The sequence below is a fragment of the Ruegeria sp. HKCCA5929 genome (genome assembly GCF_013034525.1).
Classification (GTDB): domain Bacteria; phylum Pseudomonadota; class Alphaproteobacteria; order Rhodobacterales; family Rhodobacteraceae; genus Ruegeria.
The window spans coordinates 714,027-739,347 of sequence record NZ_WQGE01000002.1; the positions used below are offsets into that span (position 1 = coordinate 714,027).

21 protein-coding genes are annotated in these 25,321 nt (G+C 56.4%); 10 read left to right on the forward strand and 11 right to left on the reverse strand.

Annotated elements, in window-relative coordinates; all coding sequences use genetic code 11:
* Nucleotides 1–199: 199 nt before the first annotated feature.
* The 3 genes from GOV90_RS08315 to GOV90_RS08325 all read right to left on the reverse strand — a co-directional run bounded on the left by GOV90_RS08315 (nucleotide 200) and on the right by GOV90_RS08325 (nucleotide 3,374).
* A complete protein-coding gene (locus tag GOV90_RS08315; protein WP_171092890.1) occupies nucleotides 200–1,468 on the reverse strand; it encodes an ABC transporter permease subunit in 1,269 nt (422 codons plus the stop codon).
* Nucleotides 1,465–2,271 (reverse strand): taurine ABC transporter ATP-binding protein, encoded by an 807-nt coding sequence (locus tag GOV90_RS08320; protein WP_171092888.1) that lies wholly within the window; start codon nucleotides 2,269–2,271, stop codon nucleotides 1,465–1,467. Before GOV90_RS08320 ends, GOV90_RS08315 begins: the two co-directional genes overlap by 4 nt.
* A 101-nt stretch (nucleotides 2,272–2,372) precedes the next feature.
* A complete protein-coding gene (locus GOV90_RS08325) occupies nucleotides 2,373–3,374 on the reverse strand; it encodes an ABC transporter substrate-binding protein (RefSeq protein ID WP_171092887.1) in 1,002 nt (333 codons plus the stop codon).
* 291 nt (nucleotides 3,375–3,665) lie between these two features.
* Here GOV90_RS08325 and GOV90_RS08330 point away from each other — a divergent pair, with 291 nt between their 5' ends.
* Nucleotides 3,666–4,454: an IclR family transcriptional regulator gene (locus GOV90_RS08330; RefSeq protein ID WP_171092885.1), complete on the forward strand. Its 789-nt coding sequence runs from the start codon at nucleotides 3,666–3,668 to the stop codon at nucleotides 4,452–4,454.
* Nucleotides 4,455–4,502: 48 nt separating this feature from the next.
* Entirely contained in the window at nucleotides 4,503–5,807 is a 1,305-nt protein-coding gene (locus tag GOV90_RS08335; protein WP_171092882.1) for an FAD-binding oxidoreductase, read from the forward strand.
* 75 nt (nucleotides 5,808–5,882) lie between these two features.
* On the opposite strand, the gene dnaJ is transcribed toward GOV90_RS08335, so the two are convergent.
* Together dnaJ and dnaK are read right to left on the reverse strand one after the other, a co-directional pair.
* The gene (dnaJ, locus tag GOV90_RS08340; protein ID WP_171092880.1) at nucleotides 5,883–7,031 is read right to left on the reverse strand and encodes a molecular chaperone DnaJ; all 1,149 of its coding nucleotides are present in this window, start codon (nucleotides 7,029–7,031) and stop codon (nucleotides 5,883–5,885) included.
* 74 nt (nucleotides 7,032–7,105) lie between these two features.
* The gene (gene dnaK, locus GOV90_RS08345) at nucleotides 7,106–9,013 is read right to left on the reverse strand and encodes a molecular chaperone DnaK (RefSeq protein WP_171092878.1); all 1,908 of its coding nucleotides are present in this window, start codon (nucleotides 9,011–9,013) and stop codon (nucleotides 7,106–7,108) included.
* Nucleotides 9,014–9,225: 212 nt separating this feature from the next.
* Here dnaK and GOV90_RS08350 point away from each other — a divergent pair, with 212 nt between their 5' ends.
* Complete coding sequence (locus tag GOV90_RS08350; protein WP_171092876.1) at nucleotides 9,226–9,828, forward strand: alpha-ketoglutarate-dependent dioxygenase AlkB; 603 nt, start codon at nucleotides 9,226–9,228, stop codon at nucleotides 9,826–9,828.
* Here GOV90_RS08350 and GOV90_RS08355 read toward each other — a convergent pair.
* Complete coding sequence (locus GOV90_RS08355) at nucleotides 9,825–10,649, reverse strand: ABC transporter permease (protein ID WP_171092875.1); 825 nt, start codon at nucleotides 10,647–10,649, stop codon at nucleotides 9,825–9,827. The two genes, GOV90_RS08350 and GOV90_RS08355, sit on opposite strands and share 4 nt — an antisense overlap.
* 121 nt (nucleotides 10,650–10,770) lie before the next feature.
* Here GOV90_RS08355 and cysQ point away from each other — a divergent pair, with 121 nt between their 5' ends.
* The 7 genes from cysQ (at nucleotide 10,771) to GOV90_RS08390 (ending at nucleotide 18,800) form a co-directional block, all read left to right on the forward strand.
* The gene (cysQ, locus tag GOV90_RS08360) at nucleotides 10,771–11,568 is read left to right on the forward strand and encodes a 3'(2'),5'-bisphosphate nucleotidase CysQ (RefSeq protein WP_171092873.1); all 798 of its coding nucleotides are present in this window, start codon (nucleotides 10,771–10,773) and stop codon (nucleotides 11,566–11,568) included.
* Nucleotides 11,568–12,368 (forward strand): manno-octulosonate cytidylyltransferase, encoded by an 801-nt coding sequence (locus GOV90_RS08365; RefSeq protein WP_171092871.1) that lies wholly within the window; start codon nucleotides 11,568–11,570, stop codon nucleotides 12,366–12,368. Before cysQ ends, GOV90_RS08365 begins: the two co-directional genes overlap by 1 nt.
* A gap of 71 nt (nucleotides 12,369–12,439) precedes the next feature.
* A complete protein-coding gene (gene galE, locus GOV90_RS08370) occupies nucleotides 12,440–13,423 on the forward strand; it encodes a UDP-glucose 4-epimerase GalE (RefSeq protein ID WP_171092869.1) in 984 nt (327 codons plus the stop codon).
* A 7-nt stretch (nucleotides 13,424–13,430) separates the two neighbouring features.
* A complete protein-coding gene (locus GOV90_RS08375; protein ID WP_171092867.1) occupies nucleotides 13,431–14,480 on the forward strand; it encodes a glycosyltransferase family 2 protein in 1,050 nt (349 codons plus the stop codon).
* Between the two features lie 178 nt (nucleotides 14,481–14,658).
* Complete coding sequence (locus GOV90_RS08380; RefSeq protein WP_171093352.1) at nucleotides 14,659–15,645, forward strand: glycosyltransferase family 2 protein; 987 nt, start codon at nucleotides 14,659–14,661, stop codon at nucleotides 15,643–15,645.
* The gene (locus tag GOV90_RS08385; RefSeq protein ID WP_171092865.1) at nucleotides 15,642–17,342 is read left to right on the forward strand and encodes a beta-1,6-N-acetylglucosaminyltransferase; all 1,701 of its coding nucleotides are present in this window, start codon (nucleotides 15,642–15,644) and stop codon (nucleotides 17,340–17,342) included. The genes GOV90_RS08380 and GOV90_RS08385 overlap by 4 nt, the downstream gene beginning before the upstream one ends.
* A 6-nt stretch (nucleotides 17,343–17,348) precedes the next feature.
* Entirely contained in the window at nucleotides 17,349–18,800 is a 1,452-nt protein-coding gene (locus GOV90_RS08390) for a nodulation protein NodH (RefSeq protein ID WP_171092863.1), read from the forward strand.
* On the opposite strand, the gene GOV90_RS08395 is transcribed toward GOV90_RS08390, so the two are convergent.
* From GOV90_RS08395 to GOV90_RS08415, 5 genes are all read right to left on the reverse strand, one after another.
* Nucleotides 18,784–19,302 (reverse strand): murein L,D-transpeptidase family protein, encoded by a 519-nt coding sequence (locus GOV90_RS08395; RefSeq protein WP_171092861.1) that lies wholly within the window; start codon nucleotides 19,300–19,302, stop codon nucleotides 18,784–18,786. The genes GOV90_RS08390 and GOV90_RS08395 overlap by 17 nt on opposite strands.
* Nucleotides 19,303–19,363: 61 nt before the next feature.
* Nucleotides 19,364–20,149: an ion transporter gene (locus GOV90_RS08400; protein WP_171092859.1), complete on the reverse strand. Its 786-nt coding sequence runs from the start codon at nucleotides 20,147–20,149 to the stop codon at nucleotides 19,364–19,366.
* A gap of 21 nt (nucleotides 20,150–20,170) precedes the next feature.
* Nucleotides 20,171–21,400, reverse strand: a complete 1,230-nt coding sequence (locus tag GOV90_RS08405) for a class I SAM-dependent RNA methyltransferase (RefSeq protein WP_171092857.1) — start codon at nucleotides 21,398–21,400, stop codon at nucleotides 20,171–20,173.
* 140 nt (nucleotides 21,401–21,540) lie between these two features.
* Nucleotides 21,541–23,373 (reverse strand): ABC transporter ATP-binding protein, encoded by a 1,833-nt coding sequence (locus GOV90_RS08410; RefSeq protein WP_171092854.1) that lies wholly within the window; start codon nucleotides 23,371–23,373, stop codon nucleotides 21,541–21,543.
* A complete protein-coding gene (locus GOV90_RS08415; RefSeq protein WP_171092852.1) occupies nucleotides 23,370–25,208 on the reverse strand; it encodes an ABC transporter ATP-binding protein in 1,839 nt (612 codons plus the stop codon). The genes GOV90_RS08410 and GOV90_RS08415 overlap by 4 nt, the downstream gene beginning before the upstream one ends.
* Between the last annotated feature and the right edge of the window lie 113 nt (nucleotides 25,209–25,321).

A 25,321-nucleotide genomic window follows, 5' to 3' on the forward strand; every position in this document is an offset into this window, starting at 1 on the left:
CTCAGCCACCGACGCCAAACGCAAGAGCCAATTGGGCGTAATCGGCCTGCAAACTGGATATATCGCTGACCCGTTTTGTCACACGCATAGCAAGGCGGCAGGCGCACAATGAAAGAGGCGCGGCACCCGGGACCGGGAAACCGCGCCTTTTATCGGTCTAAAGGCAATCAGACGCGCGTTGACGTCTGATGCAAATCGATCAGCTTTTACCTTTCCAGGGCACCAGAACACGTTCGGCCCAGCGCATCAGCATGTCGATACCGAAGCCGATGACGCCAATCAGGATGATGCCCATGATCACGATGTCGGTGTTCTGAAATTTCGAGGCAACCATGATCATCATGCCAGCCCCTTTTTCAGCAGCGACCAGTTCTGCAGCAACAACCGTGCCCCAGCAGACCCCCATCGCAACCCGCGCACCGGTGAAGATCTCGGGCAGCGAATTGGGGATGATCACGTAGCGCATCACCTGCCACTTCGACGCCCCAAGGGAATAGGCCGCGTGTACCTTCGAGATGTTCACGCCGGACACACCAGAACGGGCCGCAATCGCCATGATCCACAGCGCCGCCAGGAACAGCAGGATGATCTTGCCGCCCTCACCAATCCCGGCCCAGATGATCACCAGCGGGATCAAGGCCAGCGGCGGAACCGGGCGCATGAACTCGACGATCGGGTCGAACCATCCACGGAACCAGTTGGACAGGCCCATTGCATATCCCAACGGAATGCCCACAAGCGATCCCAGAAGGAAGCCCACGATCACGCGGAACAGCGAATAACCCAGATGTTCCCAAAGGGTGAAGTTCCGGAAGCCTTCGCTAGCAATCTCACCCAAGCGTTCGAAAACGTTTTCCGGTGCGGGCAGCCAGATCGGTTCCATCTGCCAGCCTTTGTCCGGGTCAATATTGAGCGTGCCACGCTGCGACATGACTACACGGCCGAAATCGGTGTTCACAACGCCACCGGGTTCAATCGGCTGACCATTCACAGCAACGATCTTGGCCCCCTCGTCGCGACCGACCTCATCATTTCGGTCAAGGCGGGCCAGCTTGCTGCGATAAGCCTGAACCACTACGGCATCGTCTTTGGCAAATCCGTCACCGGGTGCGACCTCGGGTTCGTCCACCGGTGCGTCCGCAGGGTGCACAATTACCGTCACCGTGGCGTCATCGGTCTGACCATCTGCCGTTTCAACCGTGTAGGTGAACGTACCTTCTCCGACAAACGGCCCCGGCGCGTGCAAGAACGACGGCAACAAGGCCGACCCGGTGAATGCGCCCCAAAGCACGAAGATGGCGATGATCGAGATGATTGACGCCTTACGATCCGAGACAACGGCGCTTTCATCGCCAAAGGTGACCGTCTTAAGTGACGTGAAATCATGGCGGTCTGTGCCTGCGGTCACCAGTTTGACCACAAAGAATGCGCCGATGAATATCGCGATATAGATCAGAATGGGGATCATTGCGCTGCCTCCGTCCGACCCATGATTTCTTCTTCCATGTCCCAAATCATGCCCAGGATTTCTTCGCGGTTGGTGGCGAAGTCGGGGTGTTTCTTGACCTCACGCAGATCCTGGTCGACGCCCATATCTGCGAAGGGAAGGCGATATTCCTTGTGAATGCGCCCCGGTCTGGGTGCCATCACCAGCAGACGCTCGCCCAGCAGCAGCGCCTCTTCGACCGAGTGGGTGATCAGGATGATGGTCTTGCCGGTCTCTTTCCAAAGTTTCAAAACCAGCGATTGCATTTTTTCACGGGTCAGCGCGTCCAGCGCACCCAGCGGTTCGTCCATCAGGATGACATCGGGGTCATTGGCCAGACATCGCGCCAGCGCCACGCGCTGCTGCATCCCGCCAGACAATTCGTAGATCGCCTTTTCCTTGAAGTCCTGAAGGCCCACGACCTCAAGTAGATGATCGACCTCGGCCGCGTATTGCGCTTCTTTCTGGCCCTTCATCCGGGGACCAAAACTTACATTGTCACGCACGCTCATCCATTCGAACAAAGCGCCTTTTTGAAACACCATGCCACGTTCGGCATCAGGGCCAGTGACTGTGTGGCCATTCATCACGATCTGCCCTTCGGTCGGGGCCAGAAAACCCGCAACGATGTTCAGCAGTGTGGTCTTGCCGCAGCCCGAGGGGCCCAGCACGCTCATCAACTCGCCTTCGTTCAGATGCAACGTAACATCTTTCAACGCTTGCACTGCCGTTCCATTGGGCAGGTCGAAACGCATGGAGATGTTTTCGATGGATAAACCTGTCATATCCGTCTCTCTTTGATACAGGCGCCCTCACGCGCGGGCGGCGCGCCCAATTGCCGGGTCAGCACCGGCGGGCGCATCGAAATGCGCCACGCCGGACTCTGTTATTTGCCGTCGGCAATCGTCATCGGTTCAGTGTTGACCGAGTTGGCATAGCTGTCCAGCGCCCCGTCGATGCTGCCGGCTTCGACAAACACGTCGGCCACACCTTTCATGAAGGTCTGCACATTACCGCCCAGCCATTTCTCGGACAGCTGATCATCCATGCTGGGGAAGCCCATTGTCCCAATAGCGGCGCGTGCGCCGTCAAGGTCCATGCCGGATTCCTTGGCAACAACCTCAAGCATCGCATCACCGCCGGCACCCGAGTTCCAGCGCTCGTTTGCATCTGCAGTTACCTGCAGGAACTGTGCGACCAGTTCCGGATTTTCCGAGATAAAGCTTTCCGGGGACGAGGTTACGTCGAACACCAGAATGCCCAGTTCTTCTTTCTCGGCACCGGTCAACAGAACGTTCCCGTGTTCTTTCATACGGGACAGACCGCCGCCATAGCCGCAGGCGAAGTCAACCGCGCCCTGACTCAGGGCTGCCGCGCCTTCAGGCGGGGCCATGTCGACAACTTCAAGGCTGGCCAAGTCGATGCCGAAATGATCCATCTGGCGCAGGAAGCCATAATGCGCAGCTGTACCCAGCGGAACAGCGACCTTTTTGCCCGCCAGTTCGCTGGCGTTTTCCTTGTCGATCTCCAGCGCTTCCGACACGACACAGTTGTCATTCTCGGAATACGTCACGGCGACATCAACCACCTGAATCGCCTGGCCGGCGGATGCAGCAACAACGAAAGGCGGAATGCCCTGGCTGACCGCAATCTGTACGTCGCCCGAAGCCATCGCCGCGCTCATCGCGGTGCCGGTTTCAAAACTGACCCAGTTGACCTTGAGGCCAAGCGCTTCGTCATAGGTTCCGTTGGCTTTGGCTTCCAGCATGGGCAGGGGCCATTCCAGGAAGTATGCGACTGTGATTTCTTCCAGATCCTGCGCAAGCACCGCATGGCTTGTCAGTGCAAGCACACTGGTCGCTGCGAGAGTAGCGAGTGTCTTCTTCATAGTATCCTCCGGTTGGGTCACTTTTTGTTTTCAGCGCGAACCGCCGTTTTATCTTTTGAGGGAGCGTTGGTTGCGTCTTGCGACACGGTGCCGATTCTTTTGCACACCGCTTACTTTGAAGCCCTTCGCTCTATCGTGGTGCAGAACAGTTGTTCTGGAATAAAACACTAGAGAGTGCGCGTTCTTTCCGTCAACTGTTTATTGTTCAACTATACATAAACAAGCGCTCAAAAGCTTGAAATGAACAAAAACTCGTCGTAGTTCTGCAATGTAGTAGATGTGAGATCAGGTATGGCAAGACCCACAGACAGTTCCATCGTCGCAAAATGCGCAAGGATCATGGATGTTCTAACCCATGCGAAACGGCCGATGGTGTTTTCAGACATTGTCGCACAGACGGGCTTTGTCAAAAGTTCGTGCCATCGCGTTCTTGCCGTTCTGCAAAGCGAAGGTCTGGTCGAGTATGAGAAAACCGGCAGAACCTACAAACCCGGGCCACGATTTCAGGCATGGGCGCGTGCAGGGTTCCGCCACCCCGATCTTCAGCAAGTTGTCGCCGAACCCGTTGACCGCCTCAGCGAAGTGACCGGTATGAACATTGCGCTGTCTGTTCTGGATGGCGATACCATTCTGTACCTGCGAACGTCCAACCATGTCGCGATTCGATATGCTGCGCGAACAGGTGACCACGCGCCGCTACACTGCACCGCCGCAGGCAAGGTTTTCCTGGCGTTTATGACCGAGAAACAGCGCGATTCCGTACTGGGGTCATCTGGGTTGGAAAAGTTCACCGAGTTCACCAGAACCCTCCTGCCCGAGCTTGAAGCGGATCTTGATGTCGTTCGAAGCCAGGGTTACGCGATGGTCGTCAAAGAAGAATTCCTGCAGGTCATGGGCATGTCCGTCCCGATCTGGAATGAACAGGGTAAAGTAGCCGCCTGCTTGTCAATGTGGACTTTGACGGCAGACAACACACCTGACGAATTGCGCACAAATCTCAACTTGCTGAAACAAACCGCCGCCGAGATCTGCGACCAGATCGGAGGTGAAGCACCGGAAAACTTCGGCTTGACGACCTGAGTTTTACTATCGAATAATGGAATGAATGTTCCGTAATGCGAGAGTAAAATGCTTGCAACGCCGCCCGCCGTGGCGACACGGCCAAATTCGCTTTGGGCTACCACGGCACCAAAGAAGCCCGATAGCCCGCAATTGTCCGGCGATCTGCGGGCGGATGTGGTCATCATAGGCGCTGGCTTCACTGGTCTACGCGCAGCGCTGGCCCTTGCCGAAGCAGGAACGTCTGTTGTTGTGCTTGATGCCGGTGACGTCGGCTGGGGTGCTTCGGGTCGCACGGGCGGGCAGGTTAATCCGATGCTGCCCTTCAACTCGCCCAAAGACTTACAGCGTATGCTTGGACAGACATATTTTGAACGCCTGACCGAAGCGTCGCTGAATTCCGCAGACGAACTGTTTACCCTGATCGACACCTATCAAATCCCGTGCCAGGCCCGGCAGAAAGGGTGGTTGCGCGTGCTGCATAATGACCGGGCATTGCGCAAGGCCGAGGCAGATGTGAAAGCATGGAACGACTTTGGCGCAGGAATGGAGGTTTTGCGCGGGGATGATCTGCGAATCACATCAGGCACCGCTGCCTATTCAAGCGGTGTCGTGACCCCACGCGGCGGCGCGGTACAGCCAATGATGCTGGCACGCGGCGTGGCAAATGCCGCCCAACAACGTGGCGTTTCAATTTTCGGAAACAGCGCTGTTACCTCGATGAACAAGGTAGGCGGCAAGTGGCAACTGCGCACGGATCACGGCTCGGTCACGTCCGACACTGTTATTGTTGCAACCAACGGCTATACAGGCCCGCTGGTGCCGAAACTACCCAACAGCATCTTGCCCCTGACCCCGATTCAGATCGCAACAGACCCGTTGCCGGAAGACGTCATCGCTTCGATCCTGCCGCAGGGACACACGATCTCAGACAGCCGACGTATCATCATGTACGCACGGCGAGAGCCGGACAATCGGTTGGTCTACGGTGGGTTGGGGCGCGTGGATGGCGCAGGCAACTTGGGCGGTTTCGATTGGCTTCAACGAGACGCCGAACGCGTTTTCCCTCAGTTGAAAGGTGCCAATTGGTCCCATCGCTGGGGAGGGCGCATTGCGGTAACAGACGACCACTTGCCCCACCTGCATGAACCTCAGCCGGGTCTTTTAATCGGGCTAGGATACAACGGACGCGGCGTTGCCATGTCACATGTGATGGGCCGTGTTCTGGCCGAGCGCGCCCTGGGCGCTGACCCTAAGTCTCTGACCTTTCCAACAACCCCTGTGCGAACCATGTCCTATCGCCCGTTCAAGGTTGCAGGTCTGGGAACAGCGATCTGGTCGATGCGTTTGATGGATTGGCTGGAAACCAGATAGCGTCAAACGACGCCGTGTCGTGTTGGTTATCACAACAGCCAAAACGTAAAAGAGGCGGCAATCGCCGCCTCAGTCTCAGCCTTTCATTCCGTCCCAGAAGGATTTGACGGAAGAGAAAAAGCTTTTGGATTCCGGGTGGTTGTCTTCGCCCAAATCTTCAAATTCGCGCAGCAGCTCTTTCTGACGACTGGTCAGATTGACCGGAGTTTCCACCGCCAGTTCGATGAACATGTCACCAACGCCACCACCACGCAGCGCGGGCATACCTTTGCCACGCAGACGCATTTGGCGACCTGACTGACTGCCTGCCGGAATCTGGACACGTCCCCGTCCGCCATCAATGGTCGGCACTTCGATCGAACCGCCCAGCGCCGCCTTGGCCATGCTGACCGGAACCCGGCAATAGAGGTTTACGCTGTCGCGTTCGAACAGCTTGTGGTCAGAGACCTCGACAAAGATATAGAGATCGCCCGGAGGACCACCGCGCATCCCAGCTTCGCCCTCGCCAGCCAGCCGAATCCGTGTTCCGGTTTCAACACCAGCCGGGATATTGACGGACAAGGCACGGTCTTTTTCGACACGACCTGATCCCTGGCAGGATTTGCAGGGGTTCTTGATGATCTGACCCAGCCCTGAACATGTCGGGCAGGTGCGCTCGACTGTAAAGAAGCCCTGTTGCGCCCGCACCTTACCCATGCCCGAACAGGTGGGGCAGGTTGTGGGTTCAACGCCACCTTCAGCGCCGGTTCCGTCACAGGACGAACAAGCCACAGCGGTGGGGACGTTAATGGTTTTCTGCAGGCCCGAGAATGCCTCTTCCAGCGTCACGCGCAGATTGTAGCGCAGGTCTGATCCGCGTGCGGCACGACGCCCGCCGCCGCCACCGCGTTGACCGCCCATGAAATCGCCGAACAGATCATCGAAAACGTCCGAGAATGCGCTGGAAAAGTCGCCCTGACCAAAGCCGCCGCCGGGACGCCCACCGCCGCCCATGCCGTTTTCAAAAGCGGCATGGCCAAAGCGGTCATAGGCGGCCTTGCGCTCAGCGTCCTTCAACACGTCATAGGCTTCGTTCGCTTCCTTGAACTGCGCCTCGGCATCCGGGTTGTCTTTGTTGCGGTCGGGATGCAACTCTTTGGCCTTCTTGCGAAAACCCTTTTTGATCTCGTCCGCCGATGCACCCTTGGCTACGCCGAGCACATCGTAATAGTCGCGTTTTGACATCAGCGTTTCCTTCTGCCTCAACGTAATCGGGCCGGCCCGGCGAGCGGACCGGCCCAGATTGGCCCGGTTACCCGTTACTTACGCTTGTCGTCGTCCAGATCTTCGAACTCAGCGTCGACAATGTCATCGTCACCTGGTGCGGCATCTGCGGCGGCAGGCTCATCTTCACCCTCTTCGGCTTGCGCCTTGTAGATGGCTTCGCCCAGCTTCATGGCCGCTTCGGTGACGTTCTGGATGCCCGACTTGATCTTGTCGGCATTCTCGGTTTCCAACTCGTCCTTCAGTGCGGCAATGGCCAGCTCGATGGCTTCGATGGTAGTCGGGTCGACCTTGTCGGAATGCTCTTCCATCGACTTCTCGGTCGAGTGGATGAGGCTTTCCGCCTGGTTCTTGGCGTCGACCAGCTCGCGGCGTTCCTTGTCGGCTTCCGCGTTCTCTTCGGCGTCCTTGACCATCTTTTCGATATCCTCGTCGGACAGACCACCCGAAGCCTGGATAGTGATCTTCTGCTCTTTGCCGGTGCCTTTGTCTTTGGCCGAAACCGAGACAATGCCGTTGGCGTCGATGTCAAAGGTCACTTCGATCTGAGGCATGCCGCGCGGTGCGGGCGGAATGTCTTCAAGGTTGAACTGACCCAGGATCTTGTTGTCCGCAGCCATTTCACGCTCACCCTGAAACACGCGGATGGTCACGGCATTCTGGTTGTCCTCGGCGGTCGAGAAGACCTGAGACTTCTTGGTCGGGATCGTGGTGTTGCGGTCGATCAGACGGGTGAACACGCCACCCAGCGTTTCGATGCCCAGCGACAGCGGGGTCACGTCCAGCAGAACAACGTCTTTGACGTCGCCTTGCAGAACACCGGCCTGAATGGCGGCGCCCATGGCAACCACTTCGTCCGGGTTCACACCTTTGTGCGGCTCTTTACCGAAGAATTTGGTGACCTCTTCGATCACTTTCGGCATCCGGGTCATACCACCGACCAGAACAACTTCGTCAACGTCAGCAGCCGACAGGCCGGCGTCTTTCAGAGCAGCGGCGCAAGGCTTCATCGACTTCTTGATCAGGTCCGCAACCAGCGACTCCAACTTGGCACGGGTCAGTTTCATGACCATGTGCAGCGGCTGACCGTTCGAACCCATCGAGATGAACGGCTGGTTGATTTCGGTCTGCGAGGTCGACGACAGTTCGATCTTAGCTTTTTCAGCAGCTTCTTTCAGACGCTGCAGGGCCATCTTGTCTTGGGACAGATCGACGCCGTGTTCCTTTTTGAACTCATCCGCCAGATAGTTGACGATGCGCATGTCAAAGTCTTCACCACCCAGGAAGGTGTCGCCGTTGGTCGACTTGACCTCGAACAGGCCGTCGTCGATTTCCAGAATGGTCACGTCGAAGGTACCGCCACCAAGGTCATAGACCGCGATGGTTTGGGTTTCTTCTTTATCCAGACCATAGGCCAGAGCAGCCGCTGTCGGTTCGTTGATGATCCGCAGCACTTCCAGACCGGCGATTTTACCGGCGTCTTTGGTGGCCTGACGCTGTGCGTCGTTGAAGTAGGCCGGTACGGTGATGACCGCTTGCGTGACTTCCTCACCCAGATAGCTTTCAGCCGTTTCCTTCATCTTGCCCAGGGTGAAGGCCGAGATCTGGCTTGGAGAGTATTTTTCGCCGCGGGCTTCGACCCAAGCGTCGCCGTTGCCGCCATCAACAATGGCATACGGCACCATTTTCTTGTCTTTTTCGACTTCTGCATCATCCACGCGACGACCGATCAGACGCTTGACGCCAAAGATCGTGTTGTCGGGGTTGGTGACCGCCTGACGTTTTGCAGGCTGACCGACCAGTCGCTCATCTTCGGTGAAGGCGACGATCGAGGGCGTGGTCCGCGCCCCTTCAGCGTTTTCGATGACCTTCGGCTGCGAGCCGTCCATGATGGCCACACACGAGTTGGTGGTACCGAGGTCAATCCCGATTACTTTTCCCATTTTTGCAATCCCTTTCTCTTCAAGGCGATGTCCCGAGAACCGGACCCGTTACGGCATCCTGTCCCCGATCTGATGTGCGCGACAGCACTACCATCGCGCGTCCCGGCGTATATAAGGGCCAGACCAAAGGCCTGCAAGCACCGTAAAAGGCAGGTTTTCGGGAATCTGTGGCCTTTTTTGGCAAGGATTTGGAAAGGATTGGGGTTTCCGGAATGGCGCGGCTGATTTTGCGTGGGTTCGATATCAGAAAAGGCTATCTGGATCCTGCCGCCCAGACGCAGGTCATTGCCGATTTGCGACCGATTCTGAAAGCGGCACCCTTGTTTCGCCCCGTTACGCCTTCGGGTAAAGAAATGTCGGTGCGTATGACATCGGCCGGGGATTTGGGTTGGGTGACAGACAAGGCAGGCTATCGCTATCAGGAACAGCATCCCAAGGGCGGAGTTTGGCCCGGCATTCCCGACAGTATTTTGGGTATCTGGCATGACTTGGTCAGTACGGAACGTGAACCGGATTGCTGTTTGGTCAATTACTATGGCGAAGGCGCAAAGATGGGCCTGCATCAGGACAAGGACGAGGCTGATTTTTCCTGGCCCGTGTTGTCAGTTTCTCTGGGCGATGACGCCCTGTTTCGCATTGGCAACACGACCCGCGGCGGCAAGACCGAGTCGATCTGGCTGAGCTCGGGGGATGTGGTCGTTATGGGTGGGCCCGCACGGTTGGCATATCACGGGGTGGACCGGATCAGGTTCGGATCGTCGCGCTTATTGCCCAAGGGCGGGCGGATCAATCTGACATTGCGGGTGGCGCGTTAACGGCGGGCATTCCAGCTTTGCGAAACATGCTGGCGCGTAAAGAACTCACCCATCAATCCGATCATCAAAAGGGCGATCCCAACCCACACCGCGTACTCCCAACTGGTATTACGGGGGAAGTAGTTGCGGAAAATGAAGCCGCGACATTGATCGATGATGTGGAAAAGCGGATTCCACGCAAACATCATCAACAACCAACCACCCATAGTGTTTGCGACAAACATCTTTCCCGAGAAAATCATGTTCATCCGCCGATAAATATTCGTCAGCATGGAAACAGTTTTCGGGAACCAGGGCTTGATGGCCATGAACACAAGTCCGATCGCGCACCCCGTAAACCACGCCAGCAGCACCATACCAAAGGCGCCACCAGGGTTCTCAATCTCTAACGGAGCGACCGCGACACTGTATATGAACAGAAGGACGAACATCGCCATCACCTGCTTGTACAGAGTGCTGAAAGCGGCCGATAAGATCAGAACCATTACGTTCATTGGTGAATGCAACGTCATTGGGTTGTTGGCAGCACCAACCCCCGAGATTGCCCCAATCGACTGTATGTGGATCATGAATGGAAAGACGCCGGACAAGATATACAGCAGGAATTCACCCCTGATCTTGGCAATGCCACCCCGGCCCATCAGCGTTATGAGCAGGTAGAACACCATGCACATCACAACCAGCTGCACGATGTTCATCAGAATTGCGATCACCGCATTCGGATGTTGCGAGCGTACGTTCCTGACGACTGCATGGAACACCAGTTCAGCAGTTGTAAACGCGCCGCCCAGCAGCGATTGATTACGCTTGAAGTAATACACTCGAAGGTCTTTCCTGCCTCGCCGCCCTCAATCTGGCATGAATATCTTGCCGTTCCGTAACCGCCGCATCATAAGTCGGTCATGAGTTTGGATCAACAAACCACAGGAACGGAGCATTTTTGTGACTTACGACGCGCTTATCCCGGTCATCCGACGTCTGGCCCTAGAAGCAGGTGACAAGATCATGGAGATCTATGAGGCGGATGATTTTGATGTCAAAGTCAAATCGGACTCCAGCCCGGTAACCGAAGCGGATGAGGCTGCGGACGCATTGATCTCCGCCGGTTTGCGCGCAGCTTTCCCAGACATCCTGCTGGTTACTGAAGAGCAGGCCGCGTCACACTCGGAAAAAGGCGATACTTTTCTGATTGTGGATCCACTGGATGGCACCAAGGAATTCATCAACCGCCGTGGTGATTTTACCGTCAACATTGCGCTGGTTGAAAATGGCACGCCAACGCGTGGCGTGGTGTATGCGCCAGCACGGGGGCGTATGTTCTATACGCAAGCTGACGGCCGGTCGATCGAGGAAACAGGCGCGTTTGATAAGGACACACCCGGTGTGCTGACTGAAATATCAGTCTCTAAACCGGACAATTCAGCACTTTTTGTAGTGGCTTCGAAATCCCACAGGGATCAGGCGACCGACGATTACATCAACAAATACCAGACCAAGGACAGCAAAAGCGCCGGGTCGTCTCTCAAGTTCTGCCTGGTGGCGACAGGTGAGGCGGATGTCTACCCGCGCGTTGGGCGCACAATGGAATGGGACACCGCAGCGGGCCACGCGGTTTTGGCTGGCGCCGGTGGCCGGGTTGTGCGTTTTGACGACCATTCGCCGCTGCTCTATGGCAAGGAAGGATATGCCAACCCGTTTTTTATCGCCTACGCTCCGGGTGTTGAACTGAAGGAAGCCTGATGTCTGTTCTGATTGCCATCCCTGCCCGATACGCTTCGACCCGCTATCCGGGCAAACCATTGGTGCCGCTATCTGGTGCCACAGGTACGGCTATGACGTTGATCGAACGGTCCTGGCGTGCGGCCAAGTCTGTGTCGGGCGTTGATCGGGTGGTCGTTGCAACGGACGACGACCGTATCCGCGAGGTCTCGGAGGGGTTTGGAGCCGAAGTGGTCATGACCTCTGAGAATTGTCAGAATGGCACCGAACGTTGTGCCGAAGCGCATGAAATTCTGGGGGGTGGGCATGATATCGTGGTCAACCTGCAAGGCGATGCACCGCTGACGCCGCACTGGTTTGTCGAAGACCTGATCGCAGGTTTGCGCGCCGCACCAGATGCCGGTGTTGCGACACCCGTTCTGCGCTGCGACGGCGACGCGCTGAACAGTCTGCTGAACGACCGTAAGCATGACCGTGTTGGTGGGACAACGGCCGTATTCGGGCGCGATCACAGCGCGATGTATTTCTCGAAAGAGGTCGTACCGTTTACATCGCAGATCTATGCGGGCGACGAACCGACCCCAGTGTTTCATCACGTGGGTGTATATGCTTATCGGCCCGATGCGCTTGCGGCATATCCAGGCTGGCCCACTGGCCCCCTGGAACAACTGGAAGGGCTGGAGCAACTCAGGTTCATGGAGAACGGCCGCAAGGTCCTATGTGTCGAGGTCGAAGCCAAAGGCCGCCAGTTCTGGGAGCTGAACAACCCGCAGGACGTGCCCAAAATTGAAGAGATGATGGCGGCGATGGGGCTGGAGTAACCAATTTTCCCCATGACATCCGGCGGCCCCCACATCTTTTATACAAGCAATTTGGTTCCAAAGGACGCACAATGACAACTATCCTCGTAACTGGCGGCGCCGGGTATATCGGCTCGCACGCGTGCAAGGCGCTGGCGAAGGCAGGCTACGTCCCGGTGACCTACGACAACCTGGTCACAGGTTGGCAGGATGCGGTGAAATACGGACCGTTTGAGCAAGGCGACCTGCTGGACCGGGACCGTCTGGATCAGGTGTTTGCCAAACACAAACCAGCCGCGGTAATGCACTTTGCGGCCCTCAGCCAAGTGGGTGACGCAATGCGCCAGCCCGGGCTGTATTGGTCAAACAACGTCACGGGTTCGTTGACCTTGATCGAAGCTGCGGTTGCAGCCGGGTGCCTGGATTTCGTGTTCTCATCCACATGCGCCACCTATGGCGAGCATGACAACGTGGTTCTGGATGAATCCACTGCGCAGTATCCTCTGAACGCCTATGGTGCCTCAAAACGCGCAATCGAGGACATTCTGAATGATTTCGAAGCGGCCCACGGCCTGCGCCATGTCATCTTTCGCTATTTCAATGTCGCCGGGGCAGACCCGGAAGGAGAGGTGGGCGAATTCCACCGACCCGAGACCCACCTGATCCCCCTGATGCTGGATGCGATTGACGGAAAGCGTGAGGGCCTGACCGTCTTTGGCACCGATTACGACACACCCGACGGCACATGTATCCGCGACTATGTACATGTCTGCGATCTGGTCGACGCGCATGTGCTGGGATTGGACTGGCTGGAACAAGGCAAGGAAAGCCGTGTCTTCAACCTGGGCACCGGATCGGGATTTTCCGTGCTTGAGGTGATCGAGCAATCCAAATCTGTCACAAATCGCCCCGTGCCTTATTCAACCGGGCCGCGTCGGGCGGGCGATTGCACCAAGCTGGTCTCGGGCTCTGTGCGGGCCGAAACCGAACTGGGATGGACGCCAAAACGCTCAACGTTAGAGACGATGATAGCGGACGCCTGGCGCTGGCATCAGAACGGCCATTACGAAAAATGAGCCGTCCGTGACCTCCGACTCCCTGCAGAACCTGCCCCTGATCAGTTGGCGGCAAAAGTATCTGCTGCGTTGGAAACGTCGACGGCTGCTGTGGCGGTCCTTGCGCAGTCGGCACCAGTTGACGTGCCTGAAAGACCAGACCCGCGAAATCCACGCGGGCGATGTGCTGGCCTTTATCACCTTGCGCAACGAGATTACCCGCCTGCCCTGGTTCTTTCGTCACTATCGTCAATTGGGTGTGCGTCATTTTCTGATCGTCGACAACGGCAGCGATGACGGTTCAACTGAGCTTCTGCTGAATCAACCGGATGTATCTGTCTGGCAAACCTACTCCAGTTATCGGGGATCTCGGTTTGGACTGGATTGGCTGACCTGGCTTCAGATGCGATATGGGCACAATCACTGGTGTCTGATGGTCGATGCGGATGAACTGTTGGTTTATTCCCAGTGCGATACCCGACCCCTGCAGGATTTGACGGCCTGGTTGGACCGACAAGGCCGGGTGGGTTTTGGCGCGTTGATGCTGGACCTCTATCCCAAAGGTCCGTTGGGCCGTGACACCTATGATCCAGATACCGACCCGACAAATCTGCTGTGTTGGTTCGATGCCGGCCCCTATCGCGCCCAAAGGCAAAGCCCGATGGGCAATCTTTGGGTTCAGGGTGGGGTTCGGGAACGGATGTTTTTCAGCACGACCCGGCAACGGTCACCGACACTGAACAAACTCCCCCTGATGCGCTGGTCGCGACGCTATGCATATGTGAACTCATGCCATTCCGCCCTGCCGCGCCACCTGAACAACGCGTATGACGGGCCGGGCGGTTCGGCGCCTTCTGGGGTGTTGCTTCACACGAAATTCCTGCCCGAGGTTGTTGAAAAGTCCAGATCCGAAAAGCAACGACGCCAGCACTTTCATGATCCGAACCAATTCGGCGCGTATTATGACGGCATACTTAATCAACCGGACATGTGGACACCACAATCGGTGCAATACACTGGCTGGGCACAGTTGCAAGAATTGGGGCTGATGTCAGACCAAGGCTGGGTCCGACAATGAAAACGCATCAGTCAACGATACGTTTACCTTTACTGGGGTCTAAATTGTTGCCTCAGAAGATGCAAAAGTGGCATAAACCGGTAATGCCTTGTCGTGCCAACAGCAAAGACGAGGTCGGGGAAAGCTCGCGTTATAAAAAGGGTTGGGCAGTCACGTGAGCCTGTTTGAGTCCTACAAAATGAGATTGCGGCGCAAGCGCCGCATTTTGCGTTGCCTCAGGCGACGCCGTGAACTGAAACCCGCCAGCGTCAACACATCAGCAATTCGGCGCGACGACATCCTGTTGATGAGCGTTATCCGTAACGAAAAAATCCGCCTGCCCTTTTTTCTGGAATATTACCGCAAGCTTGGCATCGACCACTTTCTGTTCGTCGACAACAACAGCGATGACGGAAGCTTTGAGTTCCTGAAGGAACAGGCCGACGTGTCAGTCTGGCGGACAACAACCAGTTACAAACGCGCGGGATATGGTTTGGACTGGTCGAACTATATCCTGCGCAAATACGCCCATGGCCATTGGGTTTTGACCGTCGATCCCGACGAGTTCTTCATCTATCCGTATTGCGATACCCGCCCGATCCGCGCCTTGACGGATTGGCTGGATGGCAGCGCCGTGCGCAGTTTTGGAACCATGTTGATCGACATGTACCCCGAAGGCTCGGTCGATGCCGAACCCTACCGAGAAGGTCAGGACCCGTTCGAAATCGCGCGTTGGTTCGATCCCGGGAACTACATGATCACCAAAAACCCGGATTACAAAAACCTTTGGATTCAAGGTGGCCCCAGGGCGCGCGTGTTTTTCCGAGAAAACCCATCCAAGGCTCCGGCGTTGAACAAGATTCCCTTGGTCAAATGGGATCGGCGGTATGTCTATGTCAGCTCGACACATTCACTTTTACCCCGTGGATTGAACCAGGTTTATGACGAATGGGGCGGAGAAAAAGCCAGCGGGTCCCTGCTTCATGCCAAACTGATCAACACCCTTGGCGACAAGGCACGCGAGGAACTGGAACGTGGTCAGCATTATCGCGGTTCGGGTGAATACAAAGCCTACGCTGCGCAGCTAGAGGAAAAGCCGGTTTTCTGGTGCGAATGGTCCGAGGCATACATAAACTGGAGGCAACTTGAGATTCTGGGCCTGATGTCCAAGGGAAACTGGGCATGAGCGGTCTGGGCATCGTCATGTTGGTCCATACTTCGCTGGACCGAGCCGAACAGGTGGCGCGTCACTGGACGGCCGCAGGATGCCCGGTCGTGATCCATGTGGACCGCAAAGTAGCCGACGGTGTCTATACGCGCTTTAAAGCGTCCTGCTCGAACGATCCGGGAATTGTGTTTTCTGAACGCCACAAGTGCGATTGGGGGGGATGGGGTATCGTTGCCGCCTCACAAAGCGCATCCGAGGTGATGCTGGACCAATTCCCAGACGTACGGCATGTGTTTCTGTCCTCAGGAGCCTGCCTGCCGTTGCGGCCCGTTCAGGAACTGATCGATTACCTGGCCGACCGACCCCGTGTTGATTTTATCGAGAGCGCGACAACATCCGATGTCAGCTGGACGATTGGAGGGCTGGACCATGAGCGATTTACCCTGAGATTTCCGTTTTCATGGCGCAAACAACGTAAGCTTTTTGACGCTTACGTCAGGCTGCAACGTGCGGTGGGGTATCGCAGGCGCATTCCCGACGGGTTAGTGCCACATATGGGCAGCCAGTGGTGGTGCCTTACCCGCCAAACACTCTCGGCTATTCTTCAGGACCCCAAGCGCAAGCAGTATGACCTGTATTTCCGTCATGTTTGGATCCCGGACGAAAGCTATTTCCAAACCCTGGCCCGGCAGTATTCCACACATATTGAAAGCCGGTCCTTAACTTTGTCCAAGTTCGACTATCAGGGCCGCCCGCATATTTTCTACGACGATCACCTGCAATTGCTGCGACGCTCGGATTGCTTTGTCGCCCGAAAGATATGGCCTCAAGCAGAGCGGTTGTATCAGGCGTTTCTGACGGACCAGACCAGCGCTATGAAACCGGCAGAACCCAACCCCGGCAAGATTGATCGCATCTTCTCGAAAGCCGTTGAAAGACGGACACGTGGGCGCGACGGGTTGTATATGCAAAGCCGCTTTCCGCGACACGGCAGCGAAAATGGCCTGACATCTTCACCCTATTCCGTGTTTCAGGGCTTTTCTGAATTGTTTGAGGATTTTGAAACCTGGCTAGCAACGGCCACAAGCACAACGGTCCATGGCCATCTGTTTGGACCCGACCGGGCCGAATTTGCACAGGGCGAAACCATAACAAACGGGGCCTTAAGCGATTGCGCATCTTTGCGCGACTATAACCCCACAGCTTTCCTGTCTAGTTTGATCTGGAACACGCGGGGTGAACGGCAGTGTTTTCAGTTCAGCCCTCGGGACACACAGGAAATCAACTGGCTTCTCGCACGTGACAAGAATGCTCAGATTTCGATTATCACTGGGGCATGGGCAATTCCGCTGTTTCGGTCAAACCTGAACTTTTCGGAAATCCGATGCGAAGCCGCGCGGTTGCAGCAGATTGAAACCAAACAGCTTGAGGTGATGACCTCGGTCTGGACCAAAGCCCGTATGCGCAACTGGACTTTGGCCGACTTCATTGAATCGCCGATGGATCCGTTGCAGACGATCCTGGACGAGATCGGTGCAAATCAGGCCAGCCACCTGACAGAAGTGCCCACCATGGTTGACTTGTCCGGGTTCGGAAAGTTCCTGCAAAACCTCAAGAACCAGGGCATGCATCCTTATCTAATGGGAGATTTCCCATCTGACGATGTGTTTGGTCGGCAAACAAAACCTTTCCGCAAACCCTATCTGGTGCAGTGACGGTCGATGGCAGCCAACTATGATTACTTCGTCGTACTGGCGGCCATGCGCACAGGATCGAATTTGCTAGAGGCAAACCTGAACGCGCTGGACGGCGTGACCTGCCATGGTGAGGCGTTTAACCCACATTTTGCCGGTAATCTGAAATCTGAAACTCTGCTGGGCCTGTCGTTGGAAGACCGTGACGCGGATCCGGCAAAGTTGCTCAAGGCCATTCGCTCGGCCCCCGGTGACATCAACGGGTTCCGATATTTCCAGGAACATGACCCACGCATCCTGAAACCGATCCTGAATGACCCTCGCTGCGCCAAGATCATTCTGACACGCAACCCTCTGGACAGTTACCTTTCGCTGAAAATCGCGCGGGCAACCCAGCAATGGTTGCTTAAAAACGTCAAACGGCGCATTGAGGCCGAGATTGCTTTTGATACGCAAGAATTCACGGACTATCTGGATCAGATCCAAAACCACCAGCACATGTTGCGGCGACATTTGCAGAAGACGGGTCAGAACGCGTTTTTCGTCACCTATGATGATCTGACCGAGTTGGACGTTCTAAACGGTCTGGCGGCATGGCTGGGGGTAAAAGCGCGTTTGACCCGGCTGGATGACACGCTGAAACCGCAAAACCCGGCCCCTGCGGTTTCAAAAGTCACCAACCCCGAAGAAATGACCCAAGCTTTGAGGGATGTTGATCGCTTTGGATTGCATGAGACCAAGGGCTTTGAGCCGCAACGCGGGGCCGCCGTACCGCAATACATCGCAGCGTCAAAATCAGCCCTGATGTATTTGCCCATTCGTAACGGATTAGAGCCTGTTATTGCCCAATGGTTGACCGATTTGGATGGCAGCTCGGCTAACGATTTGATCACCGATCGAAACAGAAAACAAATCCGAACCTGGCTGAAGGATCATCCCGGTCATCGAAAATTCACCGTCCTGCGTCACCCGCTGGCACGGGCGCATACGGCATTTTGCCAACACATCCTGAGCACAGGGCCGGGCAGTTATAAAATGGTGCGAAATTATCTTCGCAATCGGCTCAAGATGCCGATCCCCGGGCAGGTGCGGGACACGAATTATTCGGTCGAGCAGCACCGGGATGCGTTTGCGGCTTTTCTGGGCTTCTTGCGCCTCAACCTGAACGGTCAGACGCCAATCCGCGTTGATGGGACGTGGTGCAGCCAATCCCGGGTTTTGGACGGGATTGCCAGTTTCCTTTTGCCGGACCTGATCCTGCGAGAAGACGAATTGGCAACAGCGCTTCCCGCACTGGCACGCGAAGTTGGGCATTCGAACCCGCCCGAGCCGGACCAATGCGCACCCGATGTGCCATTTACGTTGAGCCAGATTTACGACGCAGAGCTTGAGGCGCTGGCAGCAGAGGTCTACCAGCGCGACTATGAAGTGTTTGGGTTTGGTGCCTGGGCGCCGGACGCCACTAAGGGCGCAAGGTGATAAGCGTACCTTTGTTCACCATGGCATAGATCTCTTCCATCTCGTCATTCTTGACCGCGATGCATCCCGCCGTCCAATCCGGCGTTTTGCGAGCACGCTTGAACTCGGACCGAAGATTGGGCTGGCCGTGGATGAAAATATCGCCCCCCGGATCAACGCCCGCTGCCTTGGCCTGCGCGACATCCTGAGAGTTGGGGTACGAGATGCCCAGCGACAAATGATAACGGCTGCGGGGATTCCGGCGATCGATCAGATAGCTGCCCTCGGGCGTTCGACCATCGCCTTTCTTGGTCTTTGTTCCGCGTGGCGCAAAGCCCAAATCAACTTCATATTCACGCAATACCTGCTCATGATGCAGCAGATAGAGTTTGCGCGCGCCCTTGTTGACCACCAAAGAGGTCACTTCGGGCCCATTATATGTCAGAAATCTTGGGCTGGCTGAGGCACAAGCCGAAAGGCTCAGCGTTGCCATCACCCCCAATCCGAATGCTCGACGATCCATTTTTTCACTGCCTGCTCTGTTTTTTGGAGATTAATATGCCAAAAACCTTCAGAAACGGAAATCACTTTTTGCTGTTTATCTGCTCGGTCAGGCGACGTTCGATATTTTCCAGCCGTTCCAGCACCTCATCACGATAGGCGTCGGTTTTAACCTCGTCTTCTGCATGATGGGCATCCTGCATCGAGTTCACGATCAGACCGACCAGCAGGTTCACCACGGCAAAGGTCGTGACCATGATAAATGGCACAAAAAACAGCCATGCGTAGGGATAAACCTCCATCACGGGGCGGACGATGCCCATGGACCAGCTTTCCAACGTCATGATCTGGAACAGGGTGTAAGCCGACAGGCCCAGATCACCGAACCAGACGGGAAATGACACCGAGAACAGCTTGGTCGAGATCACCGCACCGATGTAGAACAGGATGGCCATCAGCAGGAAGACACTGGCCATCCCTGGCAGGGCCGAAATGAATCCTTCGACCACGCGCCGTAGACGGGGCGCAACAGAGATTACCCGCAACACCCGCAGAATTCGCAGAGCCCGCAGCACAGACAAACTGCCGGCACTGGGGACAAGCGCGATGCCCACGATAAGAAAGTCGAAAATATTCCAACCGCTGGTAAAGAACCTGCGCCCGGTCGCAATCAGCTTCATCGTGATCTCAGCGACAAAGATCGCAAGGCACAGCTTGTCCAGCGTGACAATCAGCGGTCCTGCTGCCTCCATCAGGGTGGGCGACGTCTCCATCCCCAAGAGAATCGCGTTGAAAATGATGACAGCTGTGATGAAACGTCCGAAAGCCGGGGCTTCGATGATGGTCAGCAAGCGCTGTTTGACACCCATGTGTCGCGTTCTCCTGTCTGTTCAAGATGCGGCGTTCAGGACAAACCGCGCAGCAAGTTCCGTATGTGACGACCATCGAAATTGGTCAACGACCTGTACCCATTCAAGGGTGTAGCCTGCGTTAACAAGGATTTTCGCGTCCCGTGCAAAGCTCACCGGGTTGCACGAAACGTAAGCAATCACCGGGCGCTTTGCTTTGGCCAGTTCTTCCACCTGCGCCTCGGCTCCGGCACGGGGTGGATCCAACACGATCGCGTCAAACGCCTTCAACTCATCGGGCATCAATGGACGACGGAACAGATCGCGGGCCTCAGTCGTTACGCGCTTCAAACCATGCGCCTTGCGCCAACCCTGATCCAATGCCTGACCCATGGCGGCCTCGCCTTCCACAGCGTGAACTTCAGCAGTTTGGGCCAAGGGAAGGGAAAACGTACCGCTACCTGCAAACAGATCGACAACGCGCTTGGCGCCCTCTGTTGCCTTCAAAACAGCCTGTAATAGAGCCTGTTCTCCGTCCTTTGTCGCCTGCAGGAACGCGCCGGGAGGCGGTGTGACGTCAGCCGTTCCAAAACGTTGAAGCGGCGCTTGTCGCATGGCGATCACTTCATCATCCCAACTCAGCCGCGCCAACCCGTGTTTCTCTGTCGCTTGAGCGAGCGCCAGTTCCAGCGGCCCGTCCAATGGTTTGCCGCCTTTGACGGCTACATCCAATCCCCCTTCGGAGAGTGTAAGCGTCACCGCCAGAATACCCTTACGGCTTCCTCCCAGAACGGCCAGCGCCTCGGCCACAGGAATGGCTGCGATCAACTCGGGATCAAGCAACCGGCAGTCGGGGATTTCAGTGATCGTGTCCGACGCGCGACCATGAAACCCGGCCAATGTGCCCTTCTTTGTTCGTCTTACAGCAACCGTTGCACGCCTGCGCGACTGTTCGGGTGACGTGTGGATCGGGCACATCTGTGCATCCAGACCCTGCGCGGCCAAGGCGTTGCGCACAATTTCAAGCTTCCAATCGGCCACAAAAGCGTCAGACGCATGCTGCAACTGACACCCGCCGCAGGCTTTGTAATGGCGACACGGCGCCTTGACCCGATCTTCGGATGGCGTTTCCACCCGGATATCGGTCAGCACTTGACCCGTCAAAGTGCCGCTTACGACCTCGCCGGGCAGGGTGCGCGGGGCATAGATCGGGCCATCGGCAATGCCGTCGCCCTGATGGCCAAGCCTTGTGATTGTGAATTGCTGTGTCATTAAGGGCCTGATAGCCGGGCTTCCACGTCAACAAAACCCCTTAGGGCGTTTTGCGTTTGCATTGGATCGGAATACGCTGCCTCTCCCTCCGGTCGAACGCGCATTCCGATACGGTGTGGTTAAGAAAACCGCAAAGGTTCTTATTCCGCAGCTTCCGCCTGAATGAAGCCGCCTGATTGACGATGCCAGAACCGCGCATAAAGCCCGCCTTGATCCAGCAGCGCCTCATGCGTTCCGCTTTCGACAATCCGCCCCTGGTCCAGAACAACGATCCGATCCATCTCGCTGAGGGTGGACAGGCGGTGCGCAATGGCCAGAACGGTCTTACCCTCCATCACCCGATGCAGCGCGGTCTGAATCGAGGCTTCAACCTCGGAATCCAGCGCCGAGGTCGCTTCGTCCAGAACCAATATCGGCGCGTCCTTCAAAATGGCACGGGCCAAAGCGATCCGCTGACGCTGCCCGCCGCTGAGTTTTACACCCCTTTCGCCCAGATGAGCGTCATAGCCTTGGCGACCATTGGCATCCTCAAGGCTGAGGATGAATTCATGCGCCTCGGCCTTTTTCGCGGCGGTGATCATCTCATCCTCGGACGCATCCGGGCGACCGTATAGGATGTTTTCGCGCGCCGAACGGTTGAACATCGCCGTTTCCTGCGTGACCATACCGATCTGGCGGCGCAGGCTGTCTTGTGTCACCTGCGACACGTCCTGCCCGTCAATACAAATAGCGCCATTTTCCCTGTCATAGAGTCGAAGCAGCAAGGAAACGAGCGTCGATTTCCCCGCCCCTGAAGCGCCGACAATACCCAGTTTTTCGCCGGGTTTTATGGTCAGGGACAGATCGATGACGCCACCAACATCCCGACCGTAAGCAAAACTGACATGCTCGAACGAAATAGATCCGTCGTTCACGGCCAGGTCTTTTGCGTCCCCCACATCCTCAACCCGGTCCCGCTTGGCCAGCGTTTTCATCCCGTTTTCGATTTCGCCCACATTGGCATACAGACCCATCAGCGTGAAACTGACCCAACCCGTCATTTGCGCGATGCGGATTGAGACCGCACCGGCCGCAACAATATCTCCTGCGGTTGCCATGCCGAGTTGCCACAACCAAAGCGTCGCTCCCAACAGCAGCACGGGCAGTACCCCGGCCAGCGTCATCAGGATGAACCGGAAACTGGCGGACAGTTTTCCAAAATCCAGCGACCGTTCGCGCAGCTCCACCATCGAGTCGCGCGCAGCCTGATCTTCGAAAGCCGAATGCGCAAACAGCTTTACGGTCTTGATATTGGTGATCGTATCGACCACCTGCCCCGACACCATAGCCCGCGCCCCGGCCCGTGCGGCTGAACGTTTTCGGATACGCGGCAGATACCAGCGGACCAGCATAAAATAGACAACTAACCAAGCGGCAAAGGGCAGCATCGCAAGCGGGTGAATAGACCCTAACAAAAGCAAAGATCCCGCCAAAGACGCCAAAGCGAACACAATGGCGCTGATCGTTTCCGACACGACCGACGCCATCGCGTTCGACGTTTGCATCTGCTTCTGCGCAATACGCCCAGCAAAATCATCGTCGAAATATGTCACCGACTGGCCCAGCGTCCAACGGTTCAGCTTGGCCAACACCAAAGGGGTGATGTTGGGCATAACGATGTAGTTGTTCGACAGGGACGACAGGCCAAACAAGATCGGACGCACCAGCATAAAGAACGCAACCGCGCCGAAAATCATCCACATGTTTTGCGCGGTCAGAAACTGTTCCGGACCGCTGGATGTTGCCACATCAATCACGCGGCCCAAAATCCAAGCTGTTCCAGCCTCCATCGCACCGGCTGTGGCCGAGAAGAAGGCTGCAACAAACAACATCGGCCAGGCCCCGGACAGGCTCCAGCGAATGAACGCCCCCAACGTCTGTGGTGGGGGCGTTTCAGTGGTTTTGAACGGTTGGATGAGGTCAGCAACCCTCATTCCGCGGCCTCCGGGTTCATGAAGCCGCCAGATTGCCGCGCCCAGAACTGCGCGTAAAGACCACCTTGCGCCAGAAGGTCAGAATGCGCGCCTTCTTCAACGATACGCCCACCATCCATGACCAGAATACGGTCCATCTGCGCGATCGTGCTGAGCCTGTGCGCAATGGCGATCACGGTTTTGCCTTGCATCATGCCGTAAAGGGTTTCCTGAATTGACGCTTCAACCTCGGAATCTAGGGCAGATGTTGCCTCATCCAACAACAAAATCGGTGCATCTTTCAGGATCACCCGCGCCAGTGTCACGCGCTGCCGCTGCCCGCCGGACAGCTTCACGCCCCGCTCACCAACATGCGCATCGTACCCGGTGCGTCCCTGCGGATCTTGCAGGTCAAGGATGAAGTCATGCGCTTCGGCCTGCTTGGCGGCCTCGATCATCTGATCCTCGGTCGCATCAGGGCGGCCATAAAGGATATTGTCCCGCACCGACCGGTGCAGCAAAGCGCTGTCCTGCTGAACCATGCCGATATGACTGCGCAGGCTGTCTTGCGTGACATCTGCGATGTTCTGCCCGTCAATCAGGATCGCACCGCGTTCGACGTCATAAAACCGCAAAAGCAGCTTGACGAGGGTCGATTTACCAGCACCAGACCGCCCGATCAGACCGATCTTTTCGCCGGGCTGAATGGTCAGGTTGATATGGTCCAGACCACCGGCTTCACGGCCATAATGGTGCGACAGGTCGCTGATTTCGATCTCGCCTTTGTTCAGCTTTAGCGACTTGGCATCAGGCGCATCCAGCAACTGGATCGGCTGGGCAATCGTCTCCAACCCCTCGGCAACTACGCCAAGCTGGCGGAACAGGCTGGTCAGCGCCCACATGATCCATCCGGTCATGGCATTCAGGCGCAGGGTCAACGCGGTTGCAGCCGCGACCACGCCAACCGAGGCTTGGCCCTGCATCCAAAGCACAATCGCCCAACCAACTACCCCGACGATCAAAAAGCCGTTCAGAGTGACCAGAAACGCATCCATAATGGTGAAAATCCGCATCTCAACCTGCACGGTTCGGCGGGTTTCTTCGATTGCCTCGCGGGCATAGATCATTTCTTGATCCGCATGCGCGAACATTTTGACCGAATGGATGTTTGTGTAGCTGTCGACGACACGCCCCGTCACAGTCGAACGTGCATCAGATGCCGCCTTGGACGCCGGACCAACACGCACGATCGCCCATCGGACCAACACCGCATATAGCGCAAACCAGATAACCAACGGCAAAAGAAGCCGCGGATCGGCGGCCATCAGCAAGATAGCAGCCCCAATCAGATAAGCGAGCGAGAAGGAAATCGCGTCAAAGACCTGAAAGACCACCTCACCTGCGGCAGGCGGTGTCTGCATGATCCGGTTGGCAATCCGCCCGGCAAAATCGTTTTCAAACCAACTGACCGACTGACGCAAAACGTGTTTATGCGCCCGCCAGCGGAACAGAGTGCCGTATTGAGGCAGGATCGCATTGTTGATCACCAGCACATCCAGAATATGCAGAATCGGCCGCAGCAGAAGGATGAACGCCGCCATCAGCAGCAATTCGGTCCCGTGATCCTGCCAGACTTCGGTGGGAGAGCCGACAAGCAAATCTACGACGCGCCCCATGTAATAGATCAGACCGACCTCAACCCCCGCCACAACAATGGATAGCAGCGTGGCCCAGACAAACACGCGGAAAAACGGCCGGGAATAGTCCAGCATGAACGGCCACAGCTTTGTCGGTGGCGCGTTGGACTCTTTGTAGGCGACAAAAGGGTCAATGAGGTTTTCGAAATAGCGAAACATGGAGAGTGCTCCGATTGAGCAGAAATGCAGACGTGCGAAGAAGAATGGCGCCTGAACACCACCCTTTACGGGGCAAGTGTCCTGGCTTTAGCCGAACCAGATCCCGTAATACA

Coding starts and splice junctions, on each gene's coding strand:
- GOV90_RS08315 (WP_171092890.1), bottom strand. CDS start 1,468: ATGATCCCCATTCTGATCTATATCGCGATATTCATCGGCGCATTCTTT.
- GOV90_RS08405 (WP_171092857.1), bottom strand. CDS start 21,400: ATGACACAGCAATTCACAATCACAAGGCTTGGCCATCAGGGCGACGGC.
- GOV90_RS08320 (WP_171092888.1), bottom strand. CDS start 2,271: ATGACAGGTTTATCCATCGAAAACATCTCCATGCGTTTCGACCTGCCC.
- GOV90_RS08385 (WP_171092865.1), top strand. CDS start 15,642: ATGAGCGGTCTGGGCATCGTCATGTTGGTCCATACTTCGCTGGACCGA.
- GOV90_RS08330 (WP_171092885.1), top strand. CDS start 3,666: ATGGCAAGACCCACAGACAGTTCCATCGTCGCAAAATGCGCAAGGATC.
- GOV90_RS08325 (WP_171092887.1), bottom strand. CDS start 3,374: ATGAAGAAGACACTCGCTACTCTCGCAGCGACCAGTGTGCTTGCACTG.
- GOV90_RS08380 (WP_171093352.1), top strand. CDS start 14,659: ATGAGATTGCGGCGCAAGCGCCGCATTTTGCGTTGCCTCAGGCGACGC.
- GOV90_RS08335 (WP_171092882.1), top strand. CDS start 4,503: ATGCTTGCAACGCCGCCCGCCGTGGCGACACGGCCAAATTCGCTTTGG.
- dnaJ (WP_171092880.1), bottom strand. CDS start 7,031: ATGTCAAAACGCGACTATTACGATGTGCTCGGCGTAGCCAAGGGTGCA.
- GOV90_RS08350 (WP_171092876.1), top strand. CDS start 9,226: ATGGCGCGGCTGATTTTGCGTGGGTTCGATATCAGAAAAGGCTATCTG.
- GOV90_RS08395 (WP_171092861.1), bottom strand. CDS start 19,302: ATGGATCGTCGAGCATTCGGATTGGGGGTGATGGCAACGCTGAGCCTT.
- GOV90_RS08390 (WP_171092863.1), top strand. CDS start 17,349: ATGGCAGCCAACTATGATTACTTCGTCGTACTGGCGGCCATGCGCACA.
- galE (WP_171092869.1), top strand. CDS start 12,440: ATGACAACTATCCTCGTAACTGGCGGCGCCGGGTATATCGGCTCGCAC.
- GOV90_RS08365 (WP_171092871.1), top strand. CDS start 11,568: ATGTCTGTTCTGATTGCCATCCCTGCCCGATACGCTTCGACCCGCTAT.
- GOV90_RS08400 (WP_171092859.1), bottom strand. CDS start 20,149: ATGGGTGTCAAACAGCGCTTGCTGACCATCATCGAAGCCCCGGCTTTC.
- dnaK (WP_171092878.1), bottom strand. CDS start 9,013: ATGGGAAAAGTAATCGGGATTGACCTCGGTACCACCAACTCGTGTGTG.
- GOV90_RS08415 (WP_171092852.1), bottom strand. CDS start 25,208: ATGTTTCGCTATTTCGAAAACCTCATTGACCCTTTTGTCGCCTACAAA.
- GOV90_RS08410 (WP_171092854.1), bottom strand. CDS start 23,373: ATGAGGGTTGCTGACCTCATCCAACCGTTCAAAACCACTGAAACGCCC.